The 26,796-nt window shown below is 73.3% G+C and carries 29 protein-coding genes and 1 riboswitch; of the genes, 11 read left to right on the plus strand and 18 right to left on the minus strand.

Annotated elements, in window-relative coordinates; genetic code table 11:
* Positions 1 to 93: 93 nt before the first annotated feature.
* Both ACIGO6_RS03385 and ACIGO6_RS03390 read right to left on the minus strand, forming a co-directional pair.
* Positions 94 to 303 (minus strand): DUF397 domain-containing protein, encoded by a 210-nt coding sequence (locus ACIGO6_RS03385; protein ID WP_399870615.1) that lies wholly within the window; start codon positions 301 to 303, stop codon positions 94 to 96.
* Positions 263 to 1,111 carry a helix-turn-helix domain-containing protein gene (locus ACIGO6_RS03390; RefSeq protein WP_399870618.1) on the minus strand — a complete coding sequence of 283 codons (849 nt, stop codon included), beginning with the start codon at positions 1,109 to 1,111 and terminating at the stop codon, positions 263 to 265. Before ACIGO6_RS03390 ends, ACIGO6_RS03385 begins: the two co-directional genes overlap by 41 nt.
* Positions 1,112 to 1,205: 94 nt before the next feature.
* Between ACIGO6_RS03390 and ACIGO6_RS03395 the strand changes: the two genes are divergently transcribed.
* Positions 1,206 to 1,637 (plus strand): ATP-binding protein, encoded by a 432-nt coding sequence (locus ACIGO6_RS03395; RefSeq protein ID WP_399870620.1) that lies wholly within the window; start codon positions 1,206 to 1,208, stop codon positions 1,635 to 1,637.
* A 68-nt stretch (positions 1,638 to 1,705) separates the two neighbouring features.
* On the opposite strand, the gene ACIGO6_RS03400 is transcribed toward ACIGO6_RS03395, so the two are convergent.
* Both ACIGO6_RS03400 and ACIGO6_RS03405 read right to left on the minus strand, forming a co-directional pair.
* A complete protein-coding gene (locus tag ACIGO6_RS03400; protein ID WP_399870622.1) occupies positions 1,706 to 2,362 on the minus strand; it encodes a M15 family metallopeptidase in 657 nt (218 codons plus the stop codon).
* A 7-nt stretch (positions 2,363 to 2,369) separates the two neighbouring features.
* On the minus strand, positions 2,370 to 2,552 hold the full coding sequence (locus ACIGO6_RS03405; protein WP_399870625.1) for a hypothetical protein: 183 nt from the start codon (positions 2,550 to 2,552) through the stop codon (positions 2,370 to 2,372).
* Between the two features lie 206 nt (positions 2,553 to 2,758).
* Between ACIGO6_RS03405 and ACIGO6_RS03410 the strand changes: the two genes are divergently transcribed.
* Both ACIGO6_RS03410 and ACIGO6_RS03415 read left to right on the plus strand, forming a co-directional pair.
* Complete coding sequence (locus ACIGO6_RS03410) at positions 2,759 to 3,022, plus strand: hypothetical protein (RefSeq protein WP_399870627.1); 264 nt, start codon at positions 2,759 to 2,761, stop codon at positions 3,020 to 3,022.
* Positions 3,019 to 3,405 carry a hypothetical protein gene (locus ACIGO6_RS03415; protein ID WP_399870630.1) on the plus strand — a complete coding sequence of 129 codons (387 nt, stop codon included), beginning with the start codon at positions 3,019 to 3,021 and terminating at the stop codon, positions 3,403 to 3,405. Before ACIGO6_RS03410 ends, ACIGO6_RS03415 begins: the two co-directional genes overlap by 4 nt.
* Positions 3,406 to 3,475: 70 nt before the next feature.
* Here the strand turns inward: ACIGO6_RS03415 and ACIGO6_RS03420 are convergent, their stop codons facing one another.
* The 6 genes from ACIGO6_RS03420 to ACIGO6_RS03445 form a co-directional block, all read right to left on the minus strand.
* On the minus strand, positions 3,476 to 3,889 hold the full coding sequence (locus ACIGO6_RS03420) for a transglycosylase SLT domain-containing protein (RefSeq protein WP_399870633.1): 414 nt from the start codon (positions 3,887 to 3,889) through the stop codon (positions 3,476 to 3,478).
* Between the two features lie 264 nt (positions 3,890 to 4,153).
* Positions 4,154 to 5,011, minus strand: a complete 858-nt coding sequence (locus tag ACIGO6_RS03425; RefSeq protein ID WP_399870635.1) for an ECF transporter S component — start codon at positions 5,009 to 5,011, stop codon at positions 4,154 to 4,156.
* A complete protein-coding gene (locus ACIGO6_RS03430; protein WP_399870638.1) occupies positions 5,008 to 6,696 on the minus strand; it encodes an ABC transporter ATP-binding protein in 1,689 nt (562 codons plus the stop codon). The genes ACIGO6_RS03425 and ACIGO6_RS03430 overlap by 4 nt, the downstream gene beginning before the upstream one ends.
* The gene (locus ACIGO6_RS03435; RefSeq protein ID WP_399870640.1) at positions 6,693 to 7,850 is read right to left on the minus strand and encodes an energy-coupling factor transporter transmembrane component T; all 1,158 of its coding nucleotides are present in this window, start codon (positions 7,848 to 7,850) and stop codon (positions 6,693 to 6,695) included. Before ACIGO6_RS03435 ends, ACIGO6_RS03430 begins: the two co-directional genes overlap by 4 nt.
* A 79-nt stretch (positions 7,851 to 7,929) precedes the next feature.
* Positions 7,930 to 8,583, minus strand: a complete 654-nt coding sequence (locus ACIGO6_RS03440; RefSeq protein ID WP_399870642.1) for an SCO2322 family protein — start codon at positions 8,581 to 8,583, stop codon at positions 7,930 to 7,932.
* Complete coding sequence (locus ACIGO6_RS03445; protein WP_399870644.1) at positions 8,580 to 9,836, minus strand: prenyltransferase/squalene oxidase repeat-containing protein; 1,257 nt, start codon at positions 9,834 to 9,836, stop codon at positions 8,580 to 8,582. The genes ACIGO6_RS03440 and ACIGO6_RS03445 overlap by 4 nt, the downstream gene beginning before the upstream one ends.
* 130 nt (positions 9,837 to 9,966) lie before the next feature.
* Positions 9,967 to 10,058, minus strand: a riboswitch (cobalamin riboswitch).
* Positions 10,059 to 10,242: 184 nt separating this feature from the next.
* Between ACIGO6_RS03445 and ACIGO6_RS03450 the strand changes: the two genes are divergently transcribed.
* From ACIGO6_RS03450 to ACIGO6_RS03460, 3 genes are read left to right on the plus strand one after another with little or no spacing between them, the layout of a single operon-like run.
* Positions 10,243 to 11,643, plus strand: coding sequence for a glycosyltransferase family 4 protein (locus ACIGO6_RS03450; RefSeq protein ID WP_399870647.1), 1,401 nt, complete (start codon positions 10,243 to 10,245; stop codon positions 11,641 to 11,643).
* Positions 11,637 to 12,371, plus strand: coding sequence for a class I SAM-dependent methyltransferase (locus ACIGO6_RS03455; protein ID WP_399870650.1), 735 nt, complete (start codon positions 11,637 to 11,639; stop codon positions 12,369 to 12,371). Before ACIGO6_RS03450 ends, ACIGO6_RS03455 begins: the two co-directional genes overlap by 7 nt.
* A complete protein-coding gene (locus ACIGO6_RS03460; protein ID WP_399870653.1) occupies positions 12,368 to 13,447 on the plus strand; it encodes a prenyltransferase in 1,080 nt (359 codons plus the stop codon). The genes ACIGO6_RS03455 and ACIGO6_RS03460 overlap by 4 nt, the downstream gene beginning before the upstream one ends.
* A gap of 29 nt (positions 13,448 to 13,476) precedes the next feature.
* Here ACIGO6_RS03460 and ACIGO6_RS03465 read toward each other — a convergent pair whose 3' ends face one another.
* The 5 genes from ACIGO6_RS03465 to ACIGO6_RS03485 all read right to left on the minus strand — a co-directional run bounded on the left by ACIGO6_RS03465 (position 13,477) and on the right by ACIGO6_RS03485 (position 18,463).
* Positions 13,477 to 13,776, minus strand: a complete 300-nt coding sequence (locus ACIGO6_RS03465; protein WP_398131869.1) for a hypothetical protein — start codon at positions 13,774 to 13,776, stop codon at positions 13,477 to 13,479.
* Between the two features lie 109 nt (positions 13,777 to 13,885).
* Positions 13,886 to 14,749, minus strand: coding sequence for a hypothetical protein (locus ACIGO6_RS03470; protein ID WP_399870656.1), 864 nt, complete (start codon positions 14,747 to 14,749; stop codon positions 13,886 to 13,888).
* A gap of 157 nt (positions 14,750 to 14,906) precedes the next feature.
* The gene (locus ACIGO6_RS03475; protein WP_399870659.1) at positions 14,907 to 15,911 is read right to left on the minus strand and encodes an N-acetylmuramoyl-L-alanine amidase; all 1,005 of its coding nucleotides are present in this window, start codon (positions 15,909 to 15,911) and stop codon (positions 14,907 to 14,909) included.
* 22 nt (positions 15,912 to 15,933) lie between these two features.
* On the minus strand, positions 15,934 to 16,587 hold the full coding sequence (locus ACIGO6_RS03480) for a class I SAM-dependent methyltransferase (RefSeq protein WP_399870662.1): 654 nt from the start codon (positions 16,585 to 16,587) through the stop codon (positions 15,934 to 15,936).
* A gap of 118 nt (positions 16,588 to 16,705) precedes the next feature.
* Complete coding sequence (locus tag ACIGO6_RS03485) at positions 16,706 to 18,463, minus strand: MFS transporter (RefSeq protein WP_399870665.1); 1,758 nt, start codon at positions 18,461 to 18,463, stop codon at positions 16,706 to 16,708.
* A 231-nt stretch (positions 18,464 to 18,694) separates the two neighbouring features.
* On the opposite strand from ACIGO6_RS03485, the gene ACIGO6_RS03490 reads away from it, so the two are divergent.
* Positions 18,695 to 20,125 (plus strand): MFS transporter, encoded by a 1,431-nt coding sequence (locus ACIGO6_RS03490; protein WP_399870668.1) that lies wholly within the window; start codon positions 18,695 to 18,697, stop codon positions 20,123 to 20,125.
* Positions 20,126 to 20,524: 399 nt separating this feature from the next.
* Entirely contained in the window at positions 20,525 to 21,406 is an 882-nt protein-coding gene (locus ACIGO6_RS03495) for a MaoC/PaaZ C-terminal domain-containing protein (protein WP_399870671.1), read from the plus strand.
* A 121-nt stretch (positions 21,407 to 21,527) separates the two neighbouring features.
* Here ACIGO6_RS03495 and ACIGO6_RS03500 read toward each other — a convergent pair whose 3' ends face one another.
* The gene (locus tag ACIGO6_RS03500; RefSeq protein ID WP_399870674.1) at positions 21,528 to 21,698 is read right to left on the minus strand and encodes a hypothetical protein; all 171 of its coding nucleotides are present in this window, start codon (positions 21,696 to 21,698) and stop codon (positions 21,528 to 21,530) included.
* A 97-nt stretch (positions 21,699 to 21,795) separates the two neighbouring features.
* Positions 21,796 to 23,016, minus strand: a complete 1,221-nt coding sequence (locus ACIGO6_RS03505) for a hypothetical protein (RefSeq protein ID WP_399871583.1) — start codon at positions 23,014 to 23,016, stop codon at positions 21,796 to 21,798.
* Positions 23,017 to 23,214: 198 nt separating this feature from the next.
* Here ACIGO6_RS03505 and ACIGO6_RS03510 point away from each other — a divergent pair, with 198 nt between their 5' ends.
* From ACIGO6_RS03510 to ACIGO6_RS03520, 3 genes are read left to right on the plus strand one after another with little or no spacing between them, the layout of a single operon-like run.
* Positions 23,215 to 24,072 carry a Nif3-like dinuclear metal center hexameric protein gene (locus ACIGO6_RS03510; RefSeq protein ID WP_399870677.1) on the plus strand — a complete coding sequence of 286 codons (858 nt, stop codon included), beginning with the start codon at positions 23,215 to 23,217 and terminating at the stop codon, positions 24,070 to 24,072.
* Positions 24,069 to 24,812, plus strand: a complete 744-nt coding sequence (locus ACIGO6_RS03515) for a zinc ribbon domain-containing protein (RefSeq protein WP_399871585.1) — start codon at positions 24,069 to 24,071, stop codon at positions 24,810 to 24,812. Before ACIGO6_RS03510 ends, ACIGO6_RS03515 begins: the two co-directional genes overlap by 4 nt.
* Positions 24,813 to 24,823: 11 nt before the next feature.
* Positions 24,824 to 26,134: a bifunctional RNase H/acid phosphatase gene (locus ACIGO6_RS03520; protein WP_399870681.1), complete on the plus strand. Its 1,311-nt coding sequence runs from the start codon at positions 24,824 to 24,826 to the stop codon at positions 26,132 to 26,134.
* Here the strand turns inward: ACIGO6_RS03520 and eda are convergent.
* Positions 26,109 to 26,753 carry a bifunctional 4-hydroxy-2-oxoglutarate aldolase/2-dehydro-3-deoxy-phosphogluconate aldolase gene (eda, locus tag ACIGO6_RS03525; protein ID WP_399870684.1) on the minus strand — a complete coding sequence of 215 codons (645 nt, stop codon included), beginning with the start codon at positions 26,751 to 26,753 and terminating at the stop codon, positions 26,109 to 26,111. The genes ACIGO6_RS03520 and eda overlap by 26 nt on opposite strands.
* Positions 26,754 to 26,796 lie beyond the last annotated feature (43 nt).

The following is a 26,796-nucleotide window of genomic DNA, read 5'->3' on the forward strand; positions in this document are numbered from 1 at the left end:
CGGGGATTCCGTTCGGCTTCATCGGACGTGTACGGCGTGCGGACACGTGTAAGACGAGAAATCGAACAGAATAGTTGACCGTGGTCGGCCAGATCACTCGGCCGTGGTGGAGGCCCAGCCGAGGAAGGTGGTGAAGGTGGCGGGGGCGAGGGTGAGGACGGGGCCCGCCGGGGTCTTGGAGTCGCGTACGGCGACGGTGGCGTGGGGCGTCAGCTCGGCTACCTCGACGCAGTCGCCCCCCTGGTCGCTGCTGTAGCTGGACTTACGCCACTGGATCCTGGTCGGCATTGCCTTGCTCTCCATAGCGTTCCTCCATCACCCGGCGGATCAGGACCGCCGAGTCCTTGAGGGAGAGCGCGGCGGCCCGGAGATGATCGTAACGGAGTGAACAGTCCTTGACGCTTTCCGGGTTGGCGGTCGGATGGCCGCTGCCGTACCTCTCCGTGTAGAGGATGGTCGGGTCGCCCGCGAAGCGGTAGAGGTTGAATGAGCCCGTGAGTCCCGGGTGTGCCCCCGCCGAGAACGGCAGCACTTGCACGTTGATCCGGGGGTTGTCCTCGAAGGACAACAGGTGGGCCAGTTGGCCTCGCATCGTTTCCCGGCCGCCGATCTCCTGGAGCAGTGCGGCCTCGCTGACTACTGACCAGAAGATCGGCGGCTCCTGCTTCTCGAAGATGCGCTGGCGTGCGAGCCGTACAGCGGTGCGGTCGTCGAGGTTGGTCGGGTCGAAGGCGCCGAGCACGGCCCGGACGTAGGCGTCGGTCTGAAGCAGGCCATGGACCATGTGCGTCTGGAAGGCGCAGATCTCGGCCGCTCGCGTCTCCAACTCGGCCATCTGTTGAAACCAGGCCGGAAGCTGGGTGCGCATCACGAGGTCGACCAGGCGGGACAGTAACCCGCCCGTTCCCAGCGCCGCGTCGACGCGTTCGCTGAACTCCCGCGTCGGCAGTTTCCGGGCCGTTTCGATCTGGCCGACCAGTGAGCCGGTGTAGTTGACGATGTCCCCGAGCTGCCGCTGTGTGAGTCCCGCCGCTTCTCGATGGCGGCGCAGCTCGAAGCCGTAGTAGTCGAGCGGTGACGCGCCCGGGTCGAGGACGTTGATGTGGGTCATGAGGAGAGCTCCTCTCGCACCAACTCGGTCCACTGCGGAACCGGTTGTATCCGATCGGTAGCCCACGGTAGTCGTCCGACGTCAGGCTCGTGCCGTGAACGAATACTTTCCCTCGGTCGTCGTGGGCCACTGCTCGGACCAGTACCGGATGAGTTTCACGGCCGGGGCGCACTCGGCCCGGCATGTCCGGCGGATCGTCCGCTCGTACCTGCGTGAGTGGGACCTCGCCGAGCTGACCGACGCGGTGGAACTCGCCGTGACCGAGCTGCTGGCCAACGTCGTACGCCATGTCCCGGACCGCCGCTGCACGCTGCAGTTGCTGCGGCAGACGGGCGGGGTCCGGGTGGAAGTGGCGGACGGGAGCCCTCGGCAGCTTGTACAGGCGGGGCCGGTGAGCGACGACTCGGAGTGCGGCCGGGGGCTGGTGCTGCTGGACGCGGTGGTCGGCAAGTGGGGCGTGGGGCCGGGGCCCGGGGACGGGAAGACGGTGTGGTTCGAGTGCCGGAGCGACCGGACCGACCCGTGAGCACTCCACCCCTCACTGTCCTCCGGGCGCTCATCCGAGCACTCGGAGGACACTCGCCTCCGCAGTGTTCACGTGTTCGAGGTGGGGCCGTAGTGCGCGGCTGCGGCGCCTGTCGACAAGGCCCAGTAGCGGTCTCCGTACGACCAGTGCCACCACTCCGTCGGGTAGTTGACCAGGCCCGCGCCGGCGAGTGCGGCGCCCAGGACGGCGCGGTGGGAGCGGGCCTCGTCGCTGATGTTGTCGGCGTGCGTGTAGCAGGCGCCCGCGCTCTCCTCAGGGGTCGCGTTCATGCGGGTGCCCAGGTCGAGTTCGCGGCCGTCCTGGTCCGCGAGCGTCAGGTCGACGGCCGCGCCCGCACTGTGGGGGGCTATTTCGGGCGGGGAGACGTAGCGGCTGGCCGCCGAGCGGATCTGATCGGGGGACCACTGCGGGTGCTCGGTGCGCAGTTGGGCCGCGTACTTGTCGAAGTAGCGTCGTTGGAGGGCGGGCGGACGGTATCCCTCGACGAAGAGCAGCCGCAGTCCCGGGGGTAGCTGCGCCTGAGCAGCGAGGAGCCGGGTGAGCACTCCTTCCCGCAGGTGGGCGAAGGCGCCCGCGGAGTCCTGCCACTTGCGCCGGTCGACCAGCAGCGGGCTGTCCCGCCGCACATCCACCAGCCGTTCGCCGCACTCCTGGACCGGCACGGCGGCGACCTTCGGGTCGGACATCAGAACGATCTCGGTCATGGCGCGATCATCTCGCGGACCTCGGTGGGGCTTCCGCAGGCGTGTCGTCGTGGGCGCTGAAGACGAACGTCGAGCTGTCGCCGTCGAGGTCGATCGTGAGCGATGCGTCCAGGGCCTTGGCGAGTCGGGTCAGAAGGGGCAGGGTCGGTACGGAGTCGCCCCCTCGGTTGGAGATCTGCGGCTGGGTCATGGACGCCGCCGTGCCAACTCGTTCTGTGGCAGGGCGAGTACCTTGCGACGGCCATACACCGCCTGCCCCAGTGCGAACGCGTACCCGGCAGTCACGTAGGCGGGGGATTCCTCGGTGTGCTCACCCGGAACCGAGGTGGTCGGCTGGGCCGTGAGCATGTCGGCGACCCGAGGGGCTGGGCGTATACGCGGACGTATACTCCGGGTATGAGCGATGCGATGATCCGGGTGCCGGCCGAAGTGCGGGACCGATTGGCAGTGATCGCGGAGGCGCGGGGGACGTCGATCCGGTCCTTGGTGCAGGAGTTCGCGGAGTCGACGCTGACGGAGGAAGAGCGTCGGGAGCGGGCCGAGCGGGCGCGTGCCTATCTGGCCGAGAACTTCGGAGTCGAGGTGGGTGACGAGGAGAGCGCGGTGATGGGACGCAGGCTGCGGGAGGCGTTCGCCCGGCAGCAGGGTGAGGCCGCGTGATCCTGCACCACCTGGTCCTCGACACGCCCACGCTGATGGCGCTGTCGGGCAATCGGCAGGTGTCCGCGCTGATCCACCGGGCCTACTTCGAGACGGAGACCCGCTTGTGGGTGCCGACCCTGTCCGTCCTGGAGGCGGAGCGTGAGCTTCTCGGCATCGCCGAACATGTCGGCCAACTGGACGTGATGCACACCGTCGACCTCGACTACCCCGCGGTGCTCGCGATCGCACGGCTGGGCCGCGACGGCGTGCCGCCGGGGATCGGCGCAGCCATCCACGCGGCTCGCCACCTGCCCGAGTGGGGTGCGGACGCGCTGATCGCCACGGTGGCTCCGAAGGCGTACGAGGGGCGCGGTCTGCCCGTCCTGGACTTGAACCGCTGACGTTCCGGACACGCGAAGGCGGCGGCCCCGGGGATCAGGGGGTCGCCGCCTTCGGTAGGGGTGGGCCGGGTCAGTACCAGCCGTTGGCCTGCCAGAAGCTCCAGGCGTCGCAGGCGCTGCCGTAGCGGTCGTTCATGTAGTTGATGCCCCACTGGATCTGGGTGGCGGCATTGGTCTTCCAGTCGGAGCCGGCCGAGGCCATCTTGGAGCCCGGCAGGGCCTGGACCAGGCCGTAGGCGCCGCTGGAGGCGTTGGTGGCGCTGACGTTCCAGTCGCTCTCGTGGTCGACGATCTTGGAGAAGCACTGGAACTCGGCCGCGTTGCCGATCATCTTCTTCGCGGTCGCCTGGGCCGAGGAGGCCGGCGTCACGGCCTGGGCGGGCGCGGCGGCGATCAGCGTGCCGCAGGTGGCCGCGGCGAGGGCGGCACCGGCGAGGGCCTTCTTCGGGCGGGCGACGGTGCGGAGGAGGGTGGCGGCGGTCAACGGGGGGCCTTTCTTCGGGGACAGGGGCGTCGGCGCACGCCTGCCGGGGCAACGCGGTGTGCGCGGTGTCCGGCGGGGGCGTGCGTCGGCGCCGCGGCCCGTGAGGGGCGTTGGCGCCTGGCGACTGCTTCAGAGAAACAGGCCGGTCCCCCGTCCGCAATCACCCCTTTTGCTAACCCTGGTCGTAGAGAAGGAGTGGGTGGTCGCGTGGGGCGCCGCGTGCTCGGCCTGCCGTCTACGGTCCCGCTTCGTAGGTGAACCGGGTCACGTGGGGCGGCTCACCTCGGCGGCCTTCTCGAACGTGACCGGCGTCTCGAAGGCCGCCCGTCGGGTGGCCCGGCGCAGCGCCTTCAGGACCGGGGTGCCGAGCACCAGGGTCAGGACGACCGTCACGGCGGCGCGGCCCCCGTCCCAGCCCAGGGAGGTGGCCAGGCAGTAGGCGAGGAAGCGGGCCAGGTTGTCGGGGATCGACGCGTCCGGGTCGAAGGCGATGTTCGAGGCGAGCGTGCTCATGAAGGTCCAGCCCGCCAGATTCATCACCGTGCCGTAGGCGAACGCGGCCAGGAAGCCGTAGGCGGCCAGCAGGAGGAGTTCCGCGCGGCCCCGCAGGCGGTCGGGGAAGGGCAGCAGACCCGCGCCCATCGTGAACCAGCCCATCGCCAGCATCTGGAACGGCATCCACGGGCCCACCCCGCCCGTGAGCAGCGCCGACGCGAACATCGTGACCGAGCCGAGGACGAAGCCGAAGCCGGGGCCCAGGACCCGGCCGCTGAGGACCATGAGGAAGAACATCGGCTCCAGGCCGGCCGTCCCCGCGCCGAGCGGGCGCAGCGCCGCGCCCGTCGCCGCCAGGACGCCGAGCATCGCCACCGCCTTGGGGCCGAGGCCCGACTCCGAGATCGTCGCCGCCACCACGGCGACCAGCAGCACCAGCACCCCCGCGAACAGCCACGGCGCATCCTGCGCGTGCGCGTTCACCGCGGCGTCCGGGGGAGACAGGAAGGGCCAGCCGAAGCCCGCCACCCCCACCGCGCTGACCAGGACGAGCGCGGCGACGGAGCGGGGGCCCAGGCGGATGGCGCGGGTCTGGCGGTCGCGCGGAGCGACACGGCTTCCTGTCATGACAGCGCCTCCCGCACCTGTGCGACCGTCAGCCACTTCCGCGGCGCCAGCACCTTGGCGACCTGCGGCGCGAAGGACGGGGACGCCACCACCACGTCCGCCGCCGGGCCGTCGGCGATCACCTCGCCCTCGGCGAGCAGGACGACCCGGTGGGCGAGTTCGGCGGCCAGCTCCACGTCGTGCGTGGCCAGCACGATCGCGTGGCCCTCGGCGGCCAGGTCGCGCAGGATGCCGGCCAGGCGGGCCTTCGCCGCGTAGTCCAGGCCGCGCGTCGGCTCGTCCAGGAGGAGGAGGGGCGGGCGGGCGGTCAGGACGACGGAGAGGGCGAGGGTGAGGCGCTGGCCCTCGGAGAGGTCGCGGGGGTGGGTGTCGTCGGTGACGCCGGGGAGCAGCTCGGACAGCAGGGCGCGGCAGGTGCCGGGCGCCGCCTGCGCGTCCCGGTCGGCCGCCGCGCACTCGGCGGCGACCGTGTCGGCGTACAGCAGGTCGCGCGGCTCCTGCGGGACCAGACCGACGCGGCGTACGAGGTCACGGGGGGCCGTGCGGTGCGGTACCGCGTCGCCGGTGCGGACCGAACCGGCGGACGGTTCGACCAGGCCGACGAGCGCCGAGAGGAGGGTCGACTTTCCGGCGCCGTTGCGGCCCATCAGGGCGACCGTCTCGCCGGGGGAGACGGTCAGGTCGACGTGGCGCAGGGCCTGGACGCGGTCGCGGCGGACGGCCAGGGAACAGACCTCGGCGGCGTACGGGGTGGTGGGGTCGGCCGGCTTCGGGGGCTTCGCGCGCCGCCACCAACGGGAGGACGAGGGCCGGAGGGCAGGAGGCGCCGGGAGTGTGGCACTCGGTGGCGTGTGGTCCGGTATCTCCCGGTCGGCCAGCCGGTCGCGCAGCGGGGCCGCGCGGCGGCGGGCGTCCCGGATCGTCAGCGGCAGCGGGGACCAGCCCGCCAGCCTGCCCAGGTCCACCACCGGCGGGTACACCGGGGACACGGCCATCACGTCCGCCGGGGCGCCGAGGAGTGGCGGCGCGCCGGGGGATGGGAGCAGGACGACCTGGTCGGCGTACTGGATGACGCGTTCGAGGCGGTGCTCGGCCATCAGGACCGTCGTACCGAGATCGTGGACGAGACGCTGGAGGACGGCCAGGACCTCCTCCGCCGCGGCCGGGTCCAGCGCGGAGGTCGGCTCGTCCAGGACCAGCACCTCGGGGTGCGGGGTGAGGACCGAGCCGATGGCGACGCGCTGCTGCTGGCCGCCGGAGAGGGTGGCGATGGGGCGGGCGCGCAGGTCGGACAGGCCCAGCAGGTCGAGGGTCTCCTCGACGCGGCGGCGCATCACGGCCGGGGCCAGGCCCAGGGACTCCATGCCGTAGGCCAACTCGTCCTCGACGGTGTCCGTCACGAAGTGGGAGAGCGGGTCCTGACCCACCGTGCCGACCACGTCGGCGAGTTCGCGCGGCTTGTGGGTGCGGGTGTCGCGGCCGGCCACGGTGACCCGGCCGCTCAGCGTGCCGCCGGTGAAGTGCGGCACGAGGCCGCTGACCGCGCCGAGCACGGTGGACTTGCCGACCCCCGACGGGCCGGCGAGCAGCACGAGTTCGCCTTCCGGGACCTCGAAGTCCACGCCCCGGACGGTGGGTTCGGCCGCACCGTCGTACGTGACCGATACGTCCTCGAAGCGGATCACGACGGCTCCTTCACGGCGGGCACAGCGGGCACAGCGGTCACAGCGGGCTCGGGGGCGGGGGTGACGAACGCCGGGAGCAGGCCCAGCAGTACGGCCGCCGCCGGCCAGAGCGGCAGGGTCGGGGCGACCAGCGGGACCACGCCCGGGTGCAGGGCCGCCGGGTCGCGGGCGGCGGCGAGGAAGAGCGCCGCCGCGACCGCCGCGCCGGAGGCGGTGACCAGCCAGGCACGGGCGTCCCAGCGGTCCGGGCGGTAGCGGGTGCGGACCGTGCGGCGGCCGCCCAGCCACAGGCCCGCGAGCGCGGCGGCGACACCGGCCGCGAGGACGGGGATGCCGTATGTGCCGCCCGCGGCGGTCAGCAGCCCGTACGTCCCCGCGCAGACGCCGAGCAGGCCGCCCAGGGTGAGGGCGGCGGTGGTACGGCGTACGGGGGCCGGGACCTGGGCGGTACGGCCGTAGCCGCGCGCGTCCATCGCGGCGGCGAGGGCGACGGAGCGCTCCAGGGCGCCCTCCAGGACCGGCAGTCCGACCTGGAGCAGGCCCCGTACGCCGCGGTCGGGGCGGCCCCTGAGGCGGCGGGCGGCGCGCAGGCGCTGGACGTCGGCGATGAGGTTCGGCGCGAAGGTGAGGGCGACGACGACGGCCACGCCCATCTCGTACAGGGCGCCGGGGAGGGACTTGAGGAGGCGGGTGGGGTTGGCGAGGGCGTTCGCGGCGCCGACGCAGATGAGGAGGGTGGCCAGCTTCATCGCGTCGTACAGCGCGAAGGTGAGGCCCTCGGCGGTGACCCGGCCGCCGAGGCGGATGCCCTGTGCCCAGTCGGGGAGGGGGACCTCGGGGAGGGTGACGAGGGTGTGGGTGCCGGGGATGGGGGAGCCGAGGAGGGTGGTGAAGAGGAGGCGGATGAGGAGGACGGCGAGGGCGAGTTTGACGAAGGCGCCGTAGGAGCGGGACCAGGGGGTGTGGGGGCGGCGGGTGACGACGACATAGGCGGAGACCGCTATGAGGAGGGCGAGGAGGAGGGGGTTGGTGGTGCGGGTGGCGGCGGTGCCGAGGGACAGGGCCCAGAGCCACCAGGCGCCGGGGTGCAGGGTGTCGCGGCGGTGAGGGGTGGGGACGCTTGCCCGCGCTGACGGGGTGCCGCCTGCGCCCACCCTCCCCCACTCTCGGCTTCGCTCGAGCGGGGGGACCCCCATCGCCCCAGCGGCACGACTGCCCGCAGGCTGGGCCGGCTCAGTCGGCGGCATTCCTACGCCGCCTCGCCTGCCAGGTTGCTGCTCCGGCCAGGGCTCCCACGAGGGCGATGCCTGCGTAGACGCCGACCGACGGGCCGTTCTCGTCCTCCGTGGTCTTCTGGTCCGGGGCCGCGGTGGACGTCGAGTCCTCCCCCTGCGACACCTGCTCGCCGCAGCCCGACTTCGGGTACCCCGCGATCGCGCACAGCAGGGCGTTGGTGTTGTAGCGGAGGGGGCCCGCGACGGCGGCCAGGGCGTCGGCGGTCGTCGCGTCGGGCGGGACGCTGGCGCACGCCGTACGGCCGGCCGGCGGGGTCTCGCCGGACGGGGCGTCGGACGCCGTACCGAAGTCCAGGACCAGGGCGACGCGCTTGCTGCCGTCCTTCGCCGGCGTCTTCGCGCAGATCGTCGCGAAGTCCGCCGTGCCACGCGGCTGGGCCGCGTCGCCGGAGTTCTCGCTGATCGCGAAACGGAAGCCCTGGACGTCGCCGTCGGAGGGACGGGCGAGGGACGGGCCCTGGGTGGCGTAGGTCCAGTGGTCGCCGTCGCGCTCCCAGAAGGACCAGTAGCGGTAACCGGTGGCCTGCGCCTGGCCCGCGCTCCCGATGAGCAGGAACGCGGCCAGGAAGAAGAGGACGACGCGGCGGGTCACGGCTGCTGCTTCTTGTTGCGGCCGCTGAGCAGGAAGCCGACGCCGATGCCGAAGACCAGGCAGACCCCGACGAACCACCAGACGCCGAAGGGAGAGTCGTCCTTGTCCTTCTCCTTCTCCTTCTCGTCCCCGTCCTCGGTGCTCGCGGTCGCCGTGTCCTTGACGCCGCCGGGAGCCGGCCCCGTCGCGTTCAGCTGCGCCACCAGGTCCGTGCCGCCGAAGGCGCGGGGGTCGGTGCCCGTGGCGTGGGCGGCGAAGATCAGCTGGGCGTAGGCGGCCGGGCCGCTCTCCTCGGCCCACTTCGCGGCGTTCTTCTGCAGCCAGGCCAGCGGTTCGGCGGCCTTGTCCGCACCGCCCTGCGCGGCGAGGGCGACGACCGCGTCGGCGGTGTTGCCGTAGTCGGGCTGGTCGGGGGAGCCGCCGAGGGCGGACTTGAGGTGACCGTCCTCGGCGACGGCGTCGGCGAGGAAGGCGGCGCCGTTCGCGGCGGCCTGCTCGCGGGACTTCGCGTCGGTGCAAGTGGCGGCGTCGGCGGTCTTCTTGCCCGCCTCGGTGACCAGGTCCTTGCCGAGCACGCCGAGGACGCCGGCGGCGGTGGCGTCCGCGTTGGGGAGCAGCTTGCCGTCCTTGTCGGGCTGGAAGGCGAAGGCGCCCGCGCCCTTGTCCTCGGCACAGGGCAGGGCGAACGTCAGCAGGGCGTCGTACGGGGACTTGCCGTCCTTGACGACCTGCTCGGGGTTGGTCTCCGTGGCGGTCAGCGCGCCGATGACGACGGAGGTGGAGTTGGCGTCGCTGGGGCTGCCGGGGGTGTAGCCCCAGCCGCCGTCCTTGTTCTGGACCGACTTCAGCCAGGTGAGGGCGTCCTCGACGGCGTCGCCGTGTCCGCCGACGGCCCACAGCGCCTGGACGGCGGCGGCCGTGTTGTTGGTGTCGACCATGGTCTTGGCGTCGCACGGCTTGGTGGTGTCGGCGCGGTACGGGGCGAAGGCGCCGTTGTCGCACTGCTGCCCGGTGAGCCACTGAACGGCCCCCGCCGACGGGATGACGCCCACCGTGTCCTGGGCGAGCAGGGCGAGGGACTGGCGCCAGACGCCGTCGAACTGGGGGTCCGTGGTGCCGTACAGCCCGGTGGACTGGGACTTGGACGCGGGCGTGGAGGGCGACGGATCGGCGGCGACCGCGGGCGCGGCGGCGGCGCCGAGCACGGCTGTGGCGGCCAGAGCCGCGGCGCTGCTGCGACGGCGGACGTTCATGAGCGGCGGGTGCCTTTCCCTGTGCGGGGCCGGGCAGCACGGGACACCCCCGGGCGGCTCGGCCCCGTATGCCTCGACGGTGCCCGTGCTCCGGCGGGTGCCGGGCACGTGAGCCGGTCACGTCCGCGCGGGGCAGTCCGGCTCACCGTCGCGGAAGTCCTCAAGGGGCTCGGCGGACGGCTCACGGTTGCGGGTCAGCGCCGGAATTGCACCGGCTTCCCCCCGTACGGGTGTGATGACGACGCCGCCACTTTACCCGGAGGTAAGCGGACCCGGCCGGGCGGTGCCGTGGCGTGAATCACCTGATCCACTCGTCACAGCGTCCCTACCTGCCGGTAGATTCGGATCCTCTGACGATCAAGTCTGAAAAGTGTCGCGGGACAGTGCAGTGAGAAGGGGGTCCGGAGTGACCGCTGAGGCCAGTCAGACGGGCCCCCGTCCGGAGCCCGCCGCCGACGGCTCGAGACCGCTGCGGATCGCGCTCCTCACCTACAAGGGAAACCCGTTCTGCGGCGGCCAGGGCGTCTACGTCCGCCACCTCTCGCGCGAACTGGCCCGCCTCGGCCACCACGTCGAGGTCATCGGCGCCCAGCCCTACCCGGTGCTGGACGACGGCCCCGACCACGGCCTGAAGGGCCGGCTCTCCCTCACCGAGCTGCCCAGCCTCGATCTCTACCGCCAGCCCGACCCGTTCCGCACCCCGGGGCGCGGCGAGTACCGCGACTGGATCGACGCACTCGAGGTCGGCACGATGTGGACCGGCGGCTTCCCCGAACCGCTGACGTTCTCGCTGCGCGCCCGCCGCCATCTGCGGGCCCGGCGCGGCGACTTCGACGTCGTGCACGACAACCAGACGCTCGGGTACGGGCTCCTCGGCGACGTCGGCGCCCCCCTCGTCACCACCATCCACCACCCCATCACCGTCGACCGGCAGTTGGAGCTCGACGCCGCCGACAGCCGCAGGCGCCGGTACTCGGTGCGCCGCTGGTACGCGTTCACCCGCATGCAGAAGCGCGTCGCGCGCCGCCTGCCCTCCGTGCTCACCGTCTCCGGCACCTCCCGCCAGGAGATCGTCGACCACCTCGGAGTCCGGGACGACCGCATCCACGTCGTCCACATCGGCGCCGACACCGACCTGTTCTCGCCCGACCCGTCGGTGCCGAAGGTGCCGGGCCGGATCGTGACGACGTCCAGCGCGGACGTGCCCCTCAAGGGCCTGGTCTTCCTCGTCGAGGCGCTGGCGAAGGCCCGCACCGAGCATCCCGAGGCCCACCTCGTCGTCGTCGGCAAGCGTCCCGCCGAGGGCCCCGTCGCCCAGGCGGTCGAGCGGTACGGCCTCGAAGGCGCCGTCGAGTTCGTCAAGGGCATCTCGGACGCCGAACTGGTCGACCTCGTGCGGTCGGCCGAGGTCGCGTGCGTGCCCTCGCTGTACGAGGGGTTCTCGCTGCCGGCCGCCGAGGCCATGGCGACCGGTACGGCGCTGCTCGCCACGACCGGCGGAGCCGTCCCGGAGGTCGCCGGACCCGACGGGGAGACCTGCCTCGCGGTGCCGCCGGGCGACGCGGGCGCGCTGGCCGCCGGACTGAACCGGCTGCTCGGCGACCGTGAACTCCGCGCCCGGCTCGGCGCGGCCGGACGCGAACGCGTCCTGCGGCACTTCACCTGGGCCCGCGCCGCCGAGGGAACCGCCGCCCGCTACCGCGAGGCCATCGGGCCCTCCGCGACCACCCCCAGGGCCGTTCCCGCGAGCCCGCCCCGCGCGACCAGTGACACCGGCGTCTATCCCGAAAGCAGGGCCACGTGCTGACCGTCGACTTCTCCCGGTTCCCGCTCGCCCCGGGCGACCGCGTCCTGGACCTCGGCTGCGGCGCCGGCCGGCACGCGTTCGAGTGCTACCGGCGCGGCGCCCAGGTCGTCGCGCTGGACCGGAACGCCGAGGAAATCCGCGAGGTCGCCAAGTGGTTCGCGGCGATGAAGGAGGCCGGCGAGGCCCCGGCCGGCGCCACCGCCACCGCGATGGAGGGCGACGCGCTGGCCCTGCCCTTCCCGGACGCGTCCTTCGACGTCGTCATCATCTCCGAGGTGATGGAGCACATCCACGACGACAAGGGCGTCCTCGCCGAGATGGTCCGCGTCCTCAAGCCCGGCGGACGCATCGCCATCACCGTGCCCCGCTACGGCCCCGAGAAGGTCTGCTGGACCCTGTCCGACGCCTACCACGAGGTCGAGGGCGGCCACATCCGCATCTACAAGGCCGACCAGCTCCTCGCCCGCATCCGCGAGGCCGGCCTCAAGCCCTACGGCACCCACCACGCGCACGCCCTGCACTCGCCGTACTGGTGGCTGAAGTGCGCCTTCGGCGTCGACAACGACAAGGCGCTGCCGGTGCGGGCGTACCACAAGCTGCTGGTCTGGGACATCATGAAGAAGCCACTGGCGACGCGGGTCGCCGAGCAGGCCCTGAACCCGCTGATCGGCAAGAGCTTCGTGGCCTACGCCACCAAGCCGCACCTGCCGCCGGTGGACGCCGCGTGACCGCGCCCGGCGCCCCCCGCACGGAACACCTCGTCCTGCCCGGCGTCCTCACCGACGCCGAGGCCGCCGCGACCGTCCGCGGCATCCTCGCCGTACAGCGGGAGGACGGCGCGATCCCGTGGTTCCGCGGGCACCACCTCGACCCCTGGGACCACGTCGAGGCCGCGATGGGCCTGGACGCGGCCGACGAGCACGAGGCCGCCGAGCGGGCCTACGCCTGGCTGGCCCGGCACCAGAACCAGGACGGCTCCTGGTACGCGGCCTACGCCGACGGCGACTTCGCCGACGTCACCGACCGCGCCCGCGAGACCAACTTCGTCGCCTACGTCGCCGTCGGCGTCTGGCACCACTACCTCGCCACCGGCGACGACACCTTCCTCGATCGGATGTGGCCCGTCGTCCACGCGGCCGTCGAGTTCGTGCTGCGCCTCCAGCAGCCCGGCGGGCAGATCGGCTGGCGCCAGGGCGACGACGGCACGGACACCACGGACGCGCTGCTGACCGGCAGCTCCTCCATTCACCACGCGCTGCGCTGCGCCCTCGCCATCGCGGAGCAGCGCGAAGAGCCGCAACCCGACTGGGAGTTGGCGGCGGGCGCCCTGCGGCACGCCATCCGCCGCCACCCCGAGCGGTTCCTGGACAAGGGCCGCTACTCGATGGACTGGTACTACCCGGTCCTCGGCGGCGCGCTGACCGGCACGGAGGCCAGGTCCCGCATCGCGGAGAGCTGGGACCGCTTCGTCGTCCCGGGCCTCGGCGTGCGCTGCGTCGTCCCCAACCCGTGGGTGACCGGCGGCGAGTCGGCCGAACTCGCCCTCGCGCTCTGGGCGGTGGGCGAGTCCGACCGCGCCCTGGAGATCCTCCAGTCGATCCAGCACCTGCGCGACCCCGACAGCGGCCTGTACTGGACGGGCTACGTCTTCGAGGACGCGGCGATCTGGCCGCGCGAGCTGACCACCTGGACGGCCGGCTCCCTGCTCCTCGCCGTGGCCGCCCTCGGCGGCCACGAGGCCACCTGCCAGGTCTTCTCCGGCGACCGCCTGCCACGGGGACTGGACCCGGACTGCTGCGTGTGAACGCCGGCCGGCGTCAGTGAGTCAATGAGTCAGTGCCGGTGCAGGCGGTTGGCGATGGCGTGGCCGACGAAGAGGTAGACGACCGCGGCCAGTCCGTAGCCGGCGACGACCCGGGCCCAGGCCTCGTCGAAGGTGAAGAGGTCTCGTGACCAGCCGGCCAGCCAGTTGGCCGCGTCATGGACGAACTGCACCAGGTCGTTGGCCCGGTTGGCGTCCAACAGGTACATCAGGATCCACAGTCCGAGGATGACGGCCATGATGTCCGCGATCACCGCGACGGCCGTCCCGGCGGAGTTGGAGCCACTGCGACTGCGACTTCGTGGGGACATGCCTTCCGTCTGGCCCCGGATGTCCGTTTCAAACCAACGACGGCGGCCCCTCGCCCGGAACTTTCGGTGGGCGAGGGGCCGTTGACGTGAAACGGACGGGCGGGCGCGGTCAGCCGCGCTGGATGCCCGAGGTGTCCTGGAGGACGCCGCGACGGCCGTCCTGCGTCTGGGCGACCAGGTTGGCGCCGCGCTGCTCGACGGCCAGGTACCAGGTGCCCGGCGCCAGTTCGGCGATCGGCGTGGGGGAGCCGTCCTCCGCGAACAGCGGACGCGGCACCGGCACGGCGAACCAGAACGGCGAGAAGTCCCCGGCCGGCTGCGCCTGGGCCTGCTGCGGCTGCGGGGCCTGCGGCTGCGGCTGACCCGGCTGCGGCTGACCGCCGAAGGACGGACCCGGCTGCCCCGGCTGACCGGGCTGGCCCGGCTGAGCGCCGTACGGCTGCTGCTGCGCGCCCGGGTAGCCGTAACCACCCTGCGGCTGACCGCCGTAGGGCTGCGGGGCGGCCGGACGGGCGGCCGGGATCAGGGCGCCCTTGAGGGCCGGGACCAGCGGGGTGGCCACGGCCGCGGCGGCCATGACCAGCGTGGCGATGAGCGCGAGGATCAGGCCCGTGCCGGCACCGAATTCGTCGGTGATGCCCCCGTCGCCGTCGAAGGCGCCCGCCGGGTCGAAGATGTTGCCGAGCGCGCACCAGGCGGCGAAGACCGTGAACGCGACGCCGAACTGGCCGAGTTCGAGGCCTGCCACCTTCTTGGGCTGCGGCAGAGCACGGGCCACGATGACGAGCGCGGCGCCGATGATGCCCGCCAGGACGACACCGAGCACGACCGGCCCACTGCCCCACAGGCTGGGGATGTCGGCGCTGTCGGGCGCGCCTTCGATCGAGTAGATGTCGAGGAACGACGCGATGAACAGCAACACCGCTGCTCCGATCACCACGCCGTCGCCTCGAGTGAGGGAGCGGATATTCACTTCAGGTCCTTCGTAGGTCGTCTCGTCGTCGGTAGAGGCGTCGCTGTCACCATGTCGCCGTCAGGCCCGGTGCGAAGCGCGGGGGTGGCCCCTCATCGTAGGGACGACACTATCGTCCGCACCTCGGGGCTGTCCGCAGGGATCAGTGCGCGGACCGCTACCCGCGCAGGAAACTCACGATTCCCTCAGACATCCCTTGCGCCGCCTTCTGCCGCCAGTCGCCGCTGGTCAGCAGCGCCGCGTCCGTGCTGTCACGCATGTTGCCGCACTCGATGAACACCTTCGGAACCGTTGACAGATTGAGACCGCCCAGGTCGGTCCGCGTGACGAGACCGGTACCGTCGCCCACGTAGTTGGAGGGCGCGCTGCCCGTGACGCGGACGAAGTTGCCCGCGATGCGCTGACCGAGCTCGGCGGAGGGGGCGACGATGGCGCGGGTGTCGGCGTCGCCCTCGTGCACCGAGCCGGGCAGGATGACGTGGAAGCCGCGGTTGCCGGACCCCGACCCGTCGGCGTGGATCGAGATCGCGGCGTCCGCCTTCGCCTCGTTGCCGATCCGGGCCCGCTCGTCCACACAGGGCCCGTACGCACGGTCGCCGTCCTGCGTCAGCTTCACCGTGGCGCCCTGCTTCTCCAGCAGCGTGCGCAGCCGGTGGGCCACGTCGAGGGTGAACTTGGCTTCCGGCCAGCCCGCGTTGGTGGCGGTGCCCGTCGTGTCGCACTCCTTCCAGTGCGTGCCGACGTTCACCTTGCGGTTGATCTCGGTGGTGTGCTGGAAGTTGGCCGGGTTGTGGCCGGGGTCGATGACGACGACCTTCCCCTTGAGGGGGCCGGAGGCGGCGGGCACGGACGTCGACGCCGACGCCGACGGCTTCGTCGTGCCGGTCGTGTCCGGCGACTTCGCGGTCGGGGAAGGCGAGGAACCCGTGGGCTTCTTGGCGTCGGTGGTCGCGGGACCACTGGAGGACGGCGCCGGCGACGTCCGTACGCTGCCCGCCCGGTCCGCGCCGTCGCCCCCGTCGTCCGGGCCGCCGACCGCCGCGTACACCCCCCACCCGAGCAGCGCCCCCGGCACCAGCGCGGCGAGCGCCACGGTCAGCGGACGGCGCAGCCGGGAGCGGCGGGGCCGGGGAGGATCGAAGCCAGGGCCTGTGTACGACACGTCAGCGACTCTAACCGCGCCCTCAGATCCCCGTGCCCGTTCGCCGCAGGACGCGCAGCGAGTCGGTCACCGAGACCTCCGTGAACGCGCCGGACGCGAGAGCCCTGAGGTAGACGCGGTACGGGGCCTGGCCGGTGAACTCGTCGGCCGGGTCCGGGAAGACGTCGTGGATGACCAGCAGGCCGCCGTCGGCCACGTGCGGCGCCCAGCCCTCGTAGTCGGCGTTCGCGTGCTCGTCGGTGTGGCCGCCGTCGACGAAGACCAGGCCGAGCGGGGAGTTCCAGACCGACGCCACCCGGGGCGAGCGGCCGACGAGGGCGACCACGTGTTCCTCCAGGCCGGCCCGGTGGAGGGTGCGGCGGAAGGTGGGGAGCGTGTCCATCACGCCGAGTTCGGGGTCGACCGTCTCCGGGTCGTGGTAGTCCCAGCCGGGCTGCTGTTCCTCGCTGCCCCGGTGGTGGTCGACGGTGAGCGCGCTCACCCCGGCCCGGCGGGCCGCGTCGGCGAGCAGGAGGGTGGAGCGCCCGCAGTACGTGCCGACCTCCAGCAGCGGCAGCCCGAGCCCGCCCGCCTCCACGGCCGCCGCGTACAGCGCGAGGCCCTCGTGCGCGGGCATGAACCCCTTCGCGGCCTCGAAGGCGGCCAGGATCTGCGGGGTGGGGGCTGCCGCGGGCATCGGGTTCCTCTCGGTGGTGCGTACGTACCGGCGGCCCATGCTGCCGTACCCCCTGCCGGGCGTGCGGCAGGGGGTACGGCGGCGGGGCGGGGGCGGGTCCGGCCGGTCGGGCCGCGGGTCAGGCGGAGACGGTCTCGCCCGGCAGGAACAGGTCCAGGTCGACCGGCCGGTCGCCGCCGGTGTGGGTCGCCGCGTGGGCGAGCGGGCCGTGGCCCGTGGCGCGGGCGGCCAGGACGTACGGGCCCTCGGCGGGGACGGCGAGGGTGTAGCCGCCGTCGTCGGCGGAGAGGGTCGCGCCCGCCTGCCGGCCGTGCCGGTCGATCAGCGTGACCTTGGCGCGGGCGACGGGGGCGCCGTCGGCGGCCAGCACCCGGCCGCGGAAGCCGGACCTTGGCCCGCCGTCGGCCAGGGCCTGCTCGGCGCGGGCCAGGTGGGCGTCCTCCTCGCTGCTCGCGCGCAGCTGGGAGGTGGTCGCCGGGGGGCGGCGGGGGAGGAAGAAGGCCAGCGCCAGACCGACGGCGACCGCGGCGGTCGCGATCAGGAAGGAGACGCGGAAGCCGTGCATGGTGGGCACGGCGACGCCCCCGACGTCGTGTGCCGTGTTGGCGAGCACCATGCCGATGACGGCGCTCGACACCGACGTACCGATGGACCGCATCAGGGTGTTGAGGCCGTTGGCCGCGCCCGTCTCCGAGGCCGGGACCGCGCCGATGATCAGCGCGGGCAGTGAGGAGTAGGCGAGGCCGATGCCGGCGCCGAGCAGCACCGAGGTGACGACGGTCTGCCAGGCGGCGCTCATCAGGCCGAGGCCGCCGCCGTAGCCGATCGCGATGACCAGCAGGCCGATGATCAGGGTCGTCCGGGGGCCGTAGCGGGCGGACAGGCGGGCGTACACCGGGGCGGTGAACATCATCGTCAGGCCCAGCGGGGCCACGCACAGACCGGCGACGACCATCGACTGACCGAGGCCGTAGCCGGTCTCGGAGGGCAGCTGGAGCAGCTGCGGCAGCACGAGCGAGACGACGTAGAAGCTGACGCCGACCATGATCGAGGCGAGGTTGGTGAGCAGCACCTCGCGGCGGGCCGTGGTGCGCAGGTCGACCAGCGGGGCGGCGACGCGCAGCTCCATCAGGCCCCACAGGAGCAGGACCACGGCCGCGGCGGCGAACAGGCCGAGCGTGGTGGGGGACGACCAGCCCCAGTCGCTGCCCTTGGTGATGGGCAGGAGGAAGAGGACGAGGCCGGCGGAGAGGCCGAGCGCGCCGGGCAGGTCGAAGGAGCCCTTGGCGCGCAGCGGGGACTCGGGGACGACGAGCAGGGTCAGGGCGATGGAGACGACGCCGAGGCCGGCGGCGCCGTAGAACAGGGCGTGCCAGTCGGTGTGCTGCGCGACCAGGGCCGCGGCGGGCAGTGCCAGGCCGCCGCCGACGCCGATCGAGGAGCTCATCAGCGCCATGGCCGAGCCGAGGCGTTCGCGGGGCAGCATGTCGCGCATCAGGCCGATGCCGAGGGGTATGGCGCCCATCGCGAAGCCCTGGAGCGTACGGCCGACGATCATCGGGAGCAGGGCGTCGGTGAACGCGCTGACCAGCGCGCCCACCACCATCACCGACAGGCTGGCGATCAGCATGCGCCGCTTGCCGTAGAGGTCGCCGAGGCGGCCCATGATCGGGGTGGCCACCGCTCCGGACAGGAGGGTGGAGGTCAGGACCCAGGTGGCGTTGCTGGGGGTCGTGTCCAGAAGCCGGGGCAGGTCCTTGATGACCGGGACGAGCAGGGTCTGCATCACCGCGACGACGATGCCCGCGAAGGCGAGCACCGGGACGGTGGCCCCGCTCGCTTTCCTTGCGGGTTCGTCGGTCGTCGTGTGGGACATGGGGTGGGGCCTCCAGGCCGGGTGTCGGCGAACGCGATGCGTGAGGGTGGTCCGTGCGGGGTGATCCGTGATGTGTGCAGGCTGAACCTCGTGCGCCCGGGCAACTATTCCGTTGCTTCGGGTCCCTAACGAATTCTTGACCTTCTCTTGGAACGCCGGGTGAAGCAACGGGGGAAACGATGGGCCAAATCCTGGTGCAAGGGGCACACCCGGGTTGAGACCATGACGCCCATGCTCGAAGCCACCGGTACCGACTCCGCCCGAATATCCCCGCGCCGCACGCCCCCCACCTGGCTGGTCGTGACGCTCGCGTGCGCCGGACAGTTCCTGGTCGTCCTCGACGTGTCCGTCGTCAACGTCGCCCTGCCGTCGATGCGCACCGACCTGGGGCTGAGCGCGCAGGGGCTGCAGTGGGTGGTCAACGCCTACGCCATCGCCTTCGCCGGCTTCATGCTGCTCGGCGGACGGGCCGGGGACCTCTACGGGCGCAAGCGGATGTTCCTGGTCGGGCTCGGGCTGTTCACGCTGGCCTCGCTGGGCGGCGGGCTGGCCCAGGAGGGCTGGCAGCTGCTGGCCGCACGGGCCGCGCAGGGCCTGGGGGCGGCCGTACTGGCGCCCTCGACGCTGACGATCCTGACCGCGGCGGTGCCGGAGGGGCCCGCGCGGGCGCGGGCGATCGCGACCTGGACCGCCGTGGGTGCCGGCGGCGGCGCCGCGGGTGGCCTGGTGGGCGGCATCCTGGTGGACGGACTGTCGTGGCGCTGGGTACTGCTGATCAACGTGCCGGTGGGCGCGGTCGTCCTCATCGGCTCCGTGCTGTGGCTGACCGAGAGCCGGGCCGGCGAGCGGCGGCGCCTGGACCTGCCGGGCGCGCTGCTGGTGACCGCGGGCCTGGCCACGCTCGCCTACGGCATCTCGCAGACCGAGTCCGAGGGCTGGACGGCGACGGCGGCGCTGGTCCCGCTGTGCGCCGGGCCGGCGCTGCTCGCGCTGTTCCTCCTCGTCGAGGCGCGGACGGCGGCGCCGCTGATGCCGCCGGGGCTGCTGCGGGTGCGGTCGGTGGCGTCGGCGAACGTGGCGATGCTGGTGTGCGGTTCGGCGATGTTCTCGATGTGGTTCTTCATGACGCTGTACGCGCAGAACGTGCTGGGCTACTCCCCGCTCGAGGCCGGGCTCGCCCTCGTGCCGAGCTCGCTGGCGGTGGTCCTCGGGTCCAAGGTGGCGCCGCGGTTCATGCCGCGGATCGGGGCGCGGAACGTGGCCGCGCTGGGCACGGTCGTGGCGGCGGCCGGGTTCGGCTGGCAGTCGACGATGACCGCGGACGGCGGGTATGTGACCGCGATCATGATCCCCGGGGTGCTGATGATGCTGGGCGCGGGACTGGCCGGGACGCCGCTGGCCTCGCTGGCGCTGTCCGGTGCGGCGGCCGGGGACGCGGGGCTCGTCTCCGGGCTGGTCAACACCTCCCGCACGATGGGTGGTTCGCTCGGCCTCGCCGTGATGTCGACGATCGCGGCGACCCGCTCCGGCGGCGAGGACGCCGGGCCGGTGGCGCTGACGGAGGGGTACGCGCTGGTGTTCCGCACGGGGGCGGTGGTGCTGCTCGCCGGGGCGGCGCTGATGTGGGCGTGGCTGCCGGCGGGGGAGCGGGGGAAGCGGTAGGGGGAGCCACCCCGGGGGCCCTCGGAGCCGGCCCTGGCGGCGAGCCTCGCGCAGGGCCTCCGTGCGGGTGCGGGTGGCGGCCTTGCCGATGGCCGCGGAGAGGTGGTTGCGGACCGTGGACCCCGACAGGTGCGGGGCGGCCGCGCCGTCGGCGACGGTCGCGCCGTCCGCGGACGCCCTGAGGACGTCGCACCCCCGGGCGGTGAGCGGGTGGGGGCCCGCACCGAGCGCGGCGGCGGCGAGCGCGGGGTCGACGACCGTCTCGTCGCCCAGCACCCGGCGGATCGCGCCGGCCGGCTCTTCCCTCACGGGTGGCCGCCGTCCCGTACGGTCGAGGTGTCCGTGATCACGGTCGACGTTGTCCGTGATCGCCGTCGTGACCGGGGTGACAGGAGAGCCATGCCCATCGACGCGGCCGAGGCGCTCGCCGCCGGCCCCCGGGTGCGCGAGATCGCCTGGGACCACAAGGACGTCCAGCTCTACCACCTCGGCATCGGCGCCGGCGTCCCCGCCACCGACCCCCGCGAGCTGCGCTACACCCTGGAGTCCCGGCTGCACGTCCTGCCCAGCTTCGCCACCGTCGCCGGCGGCGGACCGCCCGGCGTGATCGGCGGGCTGTCCATGCCCGGCGTCGACGTCGACCTGGCCCACGTCCTGCACGGCGGGCAGCGCCTGCGCCTGCACCGGCCCGTCCCGGTGCGGGGCCGGGCGAGCGCGGCCTCGCGCATCGTCGCCGCGTACGACAAGGGCACGGCGGCCGTCCTGGTCCTGCGGACCGACGTCACCGACGCGGAGGGGCCGCTGTGGACCGACGAGGCCGAGATCTTCGTACGGGGAGAGGGCGGCTGGGGCGGCGAGCGGGGACCGTCCGGACGTCCGGCCCCGCCGCCCGAAGAGGCTCCCGACCATGTGGTCGAGCGGCCCGTACGCGAGGACCAGGCGCTGCTCTACCGGCTCTGCGGCGACTGGAACCCCCTGCACGCCGACCCGGAGTTCGCGGCGCGCGCCGGCTTCGACCGGCCCGTCCTGCACGGGCTGTGCACCTACGGCAGCACGCTCAAGTCGGTCGTCGACACGGTGCTGGACGGTGAGGTGGCCCGGGTGCGCGAGTACGGCACGCGGTTCGCCGGGGTCGTGTACCCGGGGGAGACGTTGCGGGTGCGCATGTGGCGGAAGGCGGCGCCGGACGGGGGCGGGGCGGGGACGGTGCGGGTCGCCGTGAGCGCCGCCCGGCGCGACGACGCACCCGTCCTCGCGGACACCGTCGTCCGGTACGCGTGACGACGACGGCCGACGACGACGGCCGACGACGGCTGACGGCAACAGCCGACGACAACGGCCCCGTCCGTCGGATGCGACGAACGGGGCCGGAGTGCTTGCCGCGTGAGCGTGTTCCGTGCCGTCAGGCGGCGGCCGTTTCCGACTCCTCCGCAGGCTTGCGGTGGCGGCCCCGCGGAGTCGCCTCGCCGTCCTGGCTGGAGACCGGTCCGCGGTGCTTGCCGTGGCCGGTGTCGGTCTCGGAAACGTCGGCACCGTCGGCCCGCATCGGCTGGGTTGTGCTGGCGTCGTTCATCGGAAGGAATTCACCCCGTCAACATGATCTTTCCTACAGCCGGGCGAGTGTAACCGGCACACCTCGGCCCGAATCCAGGCGACCACGCCAACCGGCACTACTTCGTTACAAGCCGTGCCAGCGGGGCCTGTTGCAGCGGTACCGGACGCGGCGGGGCGGGGTCCGGGGCGTCCGTTGCGTCGGGCCCTTCCGGAGCCGTGCCCTCCGCCAGCGCCCCGTCCTCCGCCGTCGCCCCGCTCTCCGCCGTCGCCCCGCTCTCCGTCGTCGCCCCGTTCTCCGCCCGCTCGTCGTCGGGCCAGGGCGCCGCCAGCCGCGCCACGCCGCACGGCAACTGGGGTGTGGCGCACGGCAGACGGAGCTCCCCGCCCGCCGTCCACACCCCGGCCCCCGCCAACCACCCCTCGGGCGACGGGAGGTGACGCACCTCCCGCTCCACCGGCCGCCACAGCCCGACCCAGCTGCCGAACGCGCCGTCGATGCGCAGCGCCACCGCGCACCGCTCCGGCGTCAGCACCTGGCCGGGCTGGACCGCGAACGGCGTCACGACGCAGTCCGGCAGCCGCAGGCACTCCGGGAAGCGCACCGGCAGCGTGCTGCCCAACACCCCCCACCCCAGCCGCTCCTGCCCCGGCGAGGGCGCGTCCGAGCGGATCAGCACCAGGCCGCTGTCCGGGTCGGCCAGCAGTATCCGGTCGTCGCTGTCCGCGGCGATCTGCAGCAGCGGCGAGATCTCGCCGCCCCGCTCCAGGTCCACCACGACCGCCTTGGTGCGCCCGCCGGCCTCCCGGTCCAGGGCGAGTATCCGGCCCGTGCGGTCCAGCCAGACCCCGCCCGAACAGCGGCCGGGGACCTCGGCCAGACGCTCGGGCCCGAAGGCGCCGCCCGCCACCCGCCACAGCACCGTCGTACGCTCCCCGACGGCCAGGGCGTACGCCCGCTCGCCGCCCGGGGCCGGCGGCAGCAGCCGCAGCCCGGTGGTGTCGTCGGGGCACTCGATCGCGCCGAGCGGCAGTTCGCCGGTGCCGGGGCCGGTCGGGTACAGCAGCGAGAAGACGTGCCGTCCGGCCGCGACGCGGTGGACCAGGACCCGCCCGTCGCCCATCGGCTGCACCTCGGTGCCGGGCTCCTCCGGCTGATGTCCGGGCAGCGGCACCGCGTACGGCTCGGGACCGTCCAGGGTCCAGCGCTCCGGGTACCAGGAGTCGCCGCTGAGGGCGAGGCGCGCGGCGTAGCCGCCCTCCGCGGTGATGGTGCAGCCCGGCCGCGGCGTCCCTCCGTTCCCGTGGTCCGCCGAAGGCTCGATCGCACAGACCGTCATCATTCGGTCACCTCCGGCGAAGAAGTTAGTTTTCGTACGCACGGCCGGGGGCCGGTGACCGCTCCTCATCACACGTACGTGTGGCACAGGAACGATTCGCCTGAGGGGAAGGGGTGGTGTGTGCTGTGCCGGAGGCGGGCGGTCGCGAGGGCCCGCTGCGGGTACAGCGGGACAGAACAGCCAGGTAGCCTTGCATGCGTGCCCCGTCTGTCAGAAGTCATCGCCGCGCTGGAGAACCTGTGGCCCCCCGAGCGGGCCGAGTCCTGGGACGCGGTCGGCACCGTCGTGGGCGAACCCGACCAGGAGGTTTCCCGGGTTCTGTTCGCCGTCGACCCCGTCCAGGAGATCGTCGACGAGGCGGTGAAACTGGGCGCCGACCTGCTCGTCACCCACCACCCGCTGTATCTGCGGGGTACGACGACGGTGGCGGCCTCCACCTTCAAGGGCCGCGTGGTGCACACGCTCATCAAGAACGACATCGCCCTGCACGTCGCCCACACCAACGCCGACACCGCCGACCCGGGCGTCTCCGACGCGCTGGCCGGCGCGCTCGACCTGCGCGTCGTGGCGCCCCTGGTGCCGGACCCGACGGACCCCGAGGGCCGCCGGGGCCTGGGCAGGGTGTGCGAGCTGGAGCATCCGCTGACCGTCCGCGAGCTCGCCGCCCGCGCCGCCGAGCGGCTGCCCGCCACCGCGCAGGGCATCCGCGTGGCCGGCGACCCGGAGGCGACCGTCCGCACCGTCGCCGTCAGCGGCGGCTCCGGCGACAGCCTCTTCGACGCCGTACGGGCGGCCGGCGTCGACGCCTTCCTCACCGCGGACCTGCGCCACCACCCCGTGTCGGAGGCCCGCGCCCACAGTCCGCTCGCGCTGCTCGACGCGGCGCACTGGGCCACCGAATGGCCCTGGTGCGAGCTGGCCGCAGCCCAGCTCGACGAGATCTCCGACCGGAACGGATGGGACCTGAGGGTCCACGTCTCGAAGACGGTCACCGACCCCTGGACCGCCCACGCGGCGTCCACCCCGACCTCTAGCCCCATGGGAGCCCCCAACTGAAAGCCGCGCCCGCCGACCAGATCCGACTCCTCGACGTCCAGGGCCTCGACGTCCGGCTCCAGCAGCTCGCGCACAAGCGCCGGTCCCTGCCGGAGCACGCCGAGATCGAGTCGCTGACCAAGGACCACACCCAGCTGCGCGACCTGCTCGTGGCCGCGCAGACCGAGGAGAGCGACTGCGCCCGCGAGCAGACCAAGGCCGAGCAGGACGTGGACCAGGTGCGCCAGCGCGCCACCCGCGACCAGCAGCGCCTGGACTCGGGCGCCGTCACCTCCCCGAAGGACCTGGAGAACCTCCAGCGCGAGATCGCCTCCCTCGCCAAGCGGCAGGGCGACCTCGAGGACGTCGTCCTCGAGGTGATGGAGCGCCGCGAGTCCGCACAGGAGCGGGTCACCGAGCTGACCGAACGGGTCGGCGCCGTGCAGGGGAAGATCGACGACGCCACCGCGCGCCGCGACGCGGCCGTCGAGGAGCTGGACGGCGAGGCGGCCTCGGTGACCAAGGAGCGCGAGGTCGTCGCGGGGTCGGTCCCCGCGGACCTGCTGAAGCTCTACGACAAGCTGCGCGAGCAGCAGGGCGGCGTCGGCGCGGCCAAGCTGTACCAGCGCGGCTGCCAGGGCTGCCGCCAGGAGCTCGCGATCACCGAGCTGAGCGAGATCCGCTCGGCGGCGCCCGACACGGTCGTACGCTGCGAGAACTGCCGCCGCATCCTGGTGCGTACGGCCGACTCCGGGCTGTAGGGGCGCGTCCCGTGGCGGATCGGGAGTTCGTCGTCGAGGCCGACGGCGGGTCGCGGGGCAACCCGGGGCCCGCGGGCTACGGAGCGGTGGTGCTGGACGCGGCGACGGGGGAGACCCTGGCCGAGGCCGCCGAGTACCTCGGCGTCGCCACGAACAACGTGGCCGAGTACCGGGGCCTGTTGGCCGGCCTGCGCGCGGCCAAGGCGCTGGATCCGGACGCGACCGTCCACGTCCGGATGGACTCCAAGCTCGTCGTCGAGCAGATGTCGGGCCGCTGGAAGATCAAGCACCCCGACATGAAGCCGCTGGCCGCCGAGGCGGCCCGCGTCTTCCCGCCGGGCCGGGTGACGTACGAGTGGATCCCCCGCGCCAACAACAAGCACGCCGACCGCCTGGCCAACGAGGCGATGGACGCGGGGGCGCGCGGTGAGCAGTGGTCGCCGTCGGCGTCGACGGCGGAACTGGACGCCGGTGGCGCCGCCGGCGGCCGGGTTGCCGGCGCAGGTCGGGCCGAGGGGGAGCAGGCTGCTGCCCCGGGCGGTGCCGCCGTCGACGAACGTGTCGCCCAGGCGGCGCGGACCGAGGACGACACCGTTCCCGGCGCTCGCCCCTCCGCCACCGGCGACGCCGTCGCCGCCGAGGCCGACGTGCGGGCCGCGAGGACCGTGGCCTCGCCCGGCTGGGGACCCCCCGACATGGGCGCCCCCGCCACTTTCGTCCTGCTCCGGCACGGCGAGACGCCCCTCACCCCGCAGAAGCGGTTCTCCGGGAGCGGCGGCAGCGACCCCTCCCTGTCGTCCGTCGGCCGGGAGCAGGCCGAGAAGGTCGCCGCGAGCCTCGCCCGGCGCGGCACCATCCAGGCGATCGTGGCCTCACCGCTGGCCCGCACCCGCGAGACCGCCGCCGTCGTCGCCGCCCGCCTCGGCCTGGAGGTGGTGGTGGAGGAGGGCCTGCGGGAGACCGACTTCGGCGCCTGGGAGGGCCTCACCTTCGCCGAGGTGCGCGAGCGCCACCCCGACGACCTGGACGCCTGGCTGTCCTCCCCGGACGCCGAGCCGACCGGCGGCGGCGAGAGCTTCGCGGCGACCGGCGCCCGGGTCGCCGCCACGCGCGACAAGTTGGCCAGGGCCTACGCGGGCCGCACGGTCCTGCTGGTCTCCCACGTGACGCCGATCAAGACGTTCGTACGGCTCGCGCTCGGCGCACCGCCCGCGTCCCTGTTCCGCATGGAACTGTCGGCGGCGTCGCTGTCGGCGGTGGCGTACTACGCGGACGGCGGCGCCAGCGTCCGCCTGTTCAACGACACGTCGCACCTGCGCTGAGCGCGGCGGCCTCGCGGGCGAGCTGCTCGACCCGCCCCCAGTCCCGGCCGGCCACCGCGTCCTTCGGGAGCATCCAACTACCCCCCACACAACCGACGTTGGGCAGCGCCAGATACTCCGGCGCGGAGGCCGGCCCGATGCCGCCGGTCGGGCAGAAGCGGGCCTGCGGCAGCGGGGCGGCGAGCGCCTTGAGGTACGCGGTGCCGCCCGCGGCCTCGGCCGGGAAGAACTTCATCTCCCGCACCCCGCGCTCCAGCAGCGCCACCACCTCCGACGTGGTCGACACCCCCGGCAGGAACGGCACCCCGGACCCCCGCATCGTCTCCAGCAGCAGATCCGTCCACCCCGGGCTGACCAGGAACCGCGCCCCGGCCGCCACGACGTCGTCCACCTGGCCCGGCGTGACGACCGTCCCCGCTCCGACCACCGCGCCCGGCACCTCACCGGCGATGGCACGGATCGCGTCGACCGCGACCGGCGTACGCAGCGTCACCTCGATCGCGGGCAGCCCCCCGGCGACGAGCGCGCGGGCGAGCGGCACGGCGTCGGCAAGGTCGTCGACGACCACGACGGGCACGACGGGGGCGAGATCGAGTACGGAGGGCAAGGGTGAGCTCATGCCCTCATCGTGCCCGCACGATGCAGTATGCGCAAAGCTCATT

Source organism: Streptomyces sp. NPDC053750 (assembly GCF_044544295.1).
Taxonomy (GTDB): domain Bacteria; phylum Actinomycetota; class Actinomycetes; order Streptomycetales; family Streptomycetaceae; genus Streptomyces.

Bases quoted from the DNA above. Each gene is read 5' to 3' on its own strand.
- ACIGO6_RS03485 (WP_399870665.1), bottom strand. From the start codon at position 18,463: ATGTCCCACACGACGACCGACGAACCCGCAAGGAAAGCGAGCGGGGCC.
- ACIGO6_RS03500 (WP_399870674.1), bottom strand. From the start codon at position 21,698: ATGAACGACGCCAGCACAACCCAGCCGATGCGGGCCGACGGTGCCGAC.
- ACIGO6_RS03505 (WP_399871583.1), bottom strand. From the start codon at position 23,016: ATGACGGTCTGTGCGATCGAGCCTTCGGCGGACCACGGGAACGGAGGG.
- ACIGO6_RS03405 (WP_399870625.1), bottom strand. From the start codon at position 2,552: ATGACCCAGCCGCAGATCTCCAACCGAGGGGGCGACTCCGTACCGACC.
- ACIGO6_RS03425 (WP_399870635.1), bottom strand. From the start codon at position 5,011: ATGACAGGAAGCCGTGTCGCTCCGCGCGACCGCCAGACCCGCGCCATC.
- ACIGO6_RS03410 (WP_399870627.1), top strand. From the start codon at position 2,759: ATGAGCGATGCGATGATCCGGGTGCCGGCCGAAGTGCGGGACCGATTG.
- ACIGO6_RS03385 (WP_399870615.1), bottom strand. From the start codon at position 303: ATGGAGAGCAAGGCAATGCCGACCAGGATCCAGTGGCGTAAGTCCAGC.
- ACIGO6_RS03480 (WP_399870662.1), bottom strand. From the start codon at position 16,587: ATGCCCGCGGCAGCCCCCACCCCGCAGATCCTGGCCGCCTTCGAGGCC.
- ACIGO6_RS03490 (WP_399870668.1), top strand. From the start codon at position 18,695: ATGCTCGAAGCCACCGGTACCGACTCCGCCCGAATATCCCCGCGCCGC.
- ACIGO6_RS03495 (WP_399870671.1), top strand. From the start codon at position 20,525: ATGCCCATCGACGCGGCCGAGGCGCTCGCCGCCGGCCCCCGGGTGCGC.
- ACIGO6_RS03445 (WP_399870644.1), bottom strand. From the start codon at position 9,836: ATGAACGTCCGCCGTCGCAGCAGCGCCGCGGCTCTGGCCGCCACAGCC.
- ACIGO6_RS03400 (WP_399870622.1), bottom strand. From the start codon at position 2,362: ATGACCGAGATCGTTCTGATGTCCGACCCGAAGGTCGCCGCCGTGCCG.
- ACIGO6_RS03390 (WP_399870618.1), bottom strand. From the start codon at position 1,111: ATGACCCACATCAACGTCCTCGACCCGGGCGCGTCACCGCTCGACTAC.
- ACIGO6_RS03465 (WP_398131869.1), bottom strand. From the start codon at position 13,776: ATGTCCCCACGAAGTCGCAGTCGCAGTGGCTCCAACTCCGCCGGGACG.
- eda (WP_399870684.1), bottom strand. From the start codon at position 26,753: ATGAGCTCACCCTTGCCCTCCGTACTCGATCTCGCCCCCGTCGTGCCC.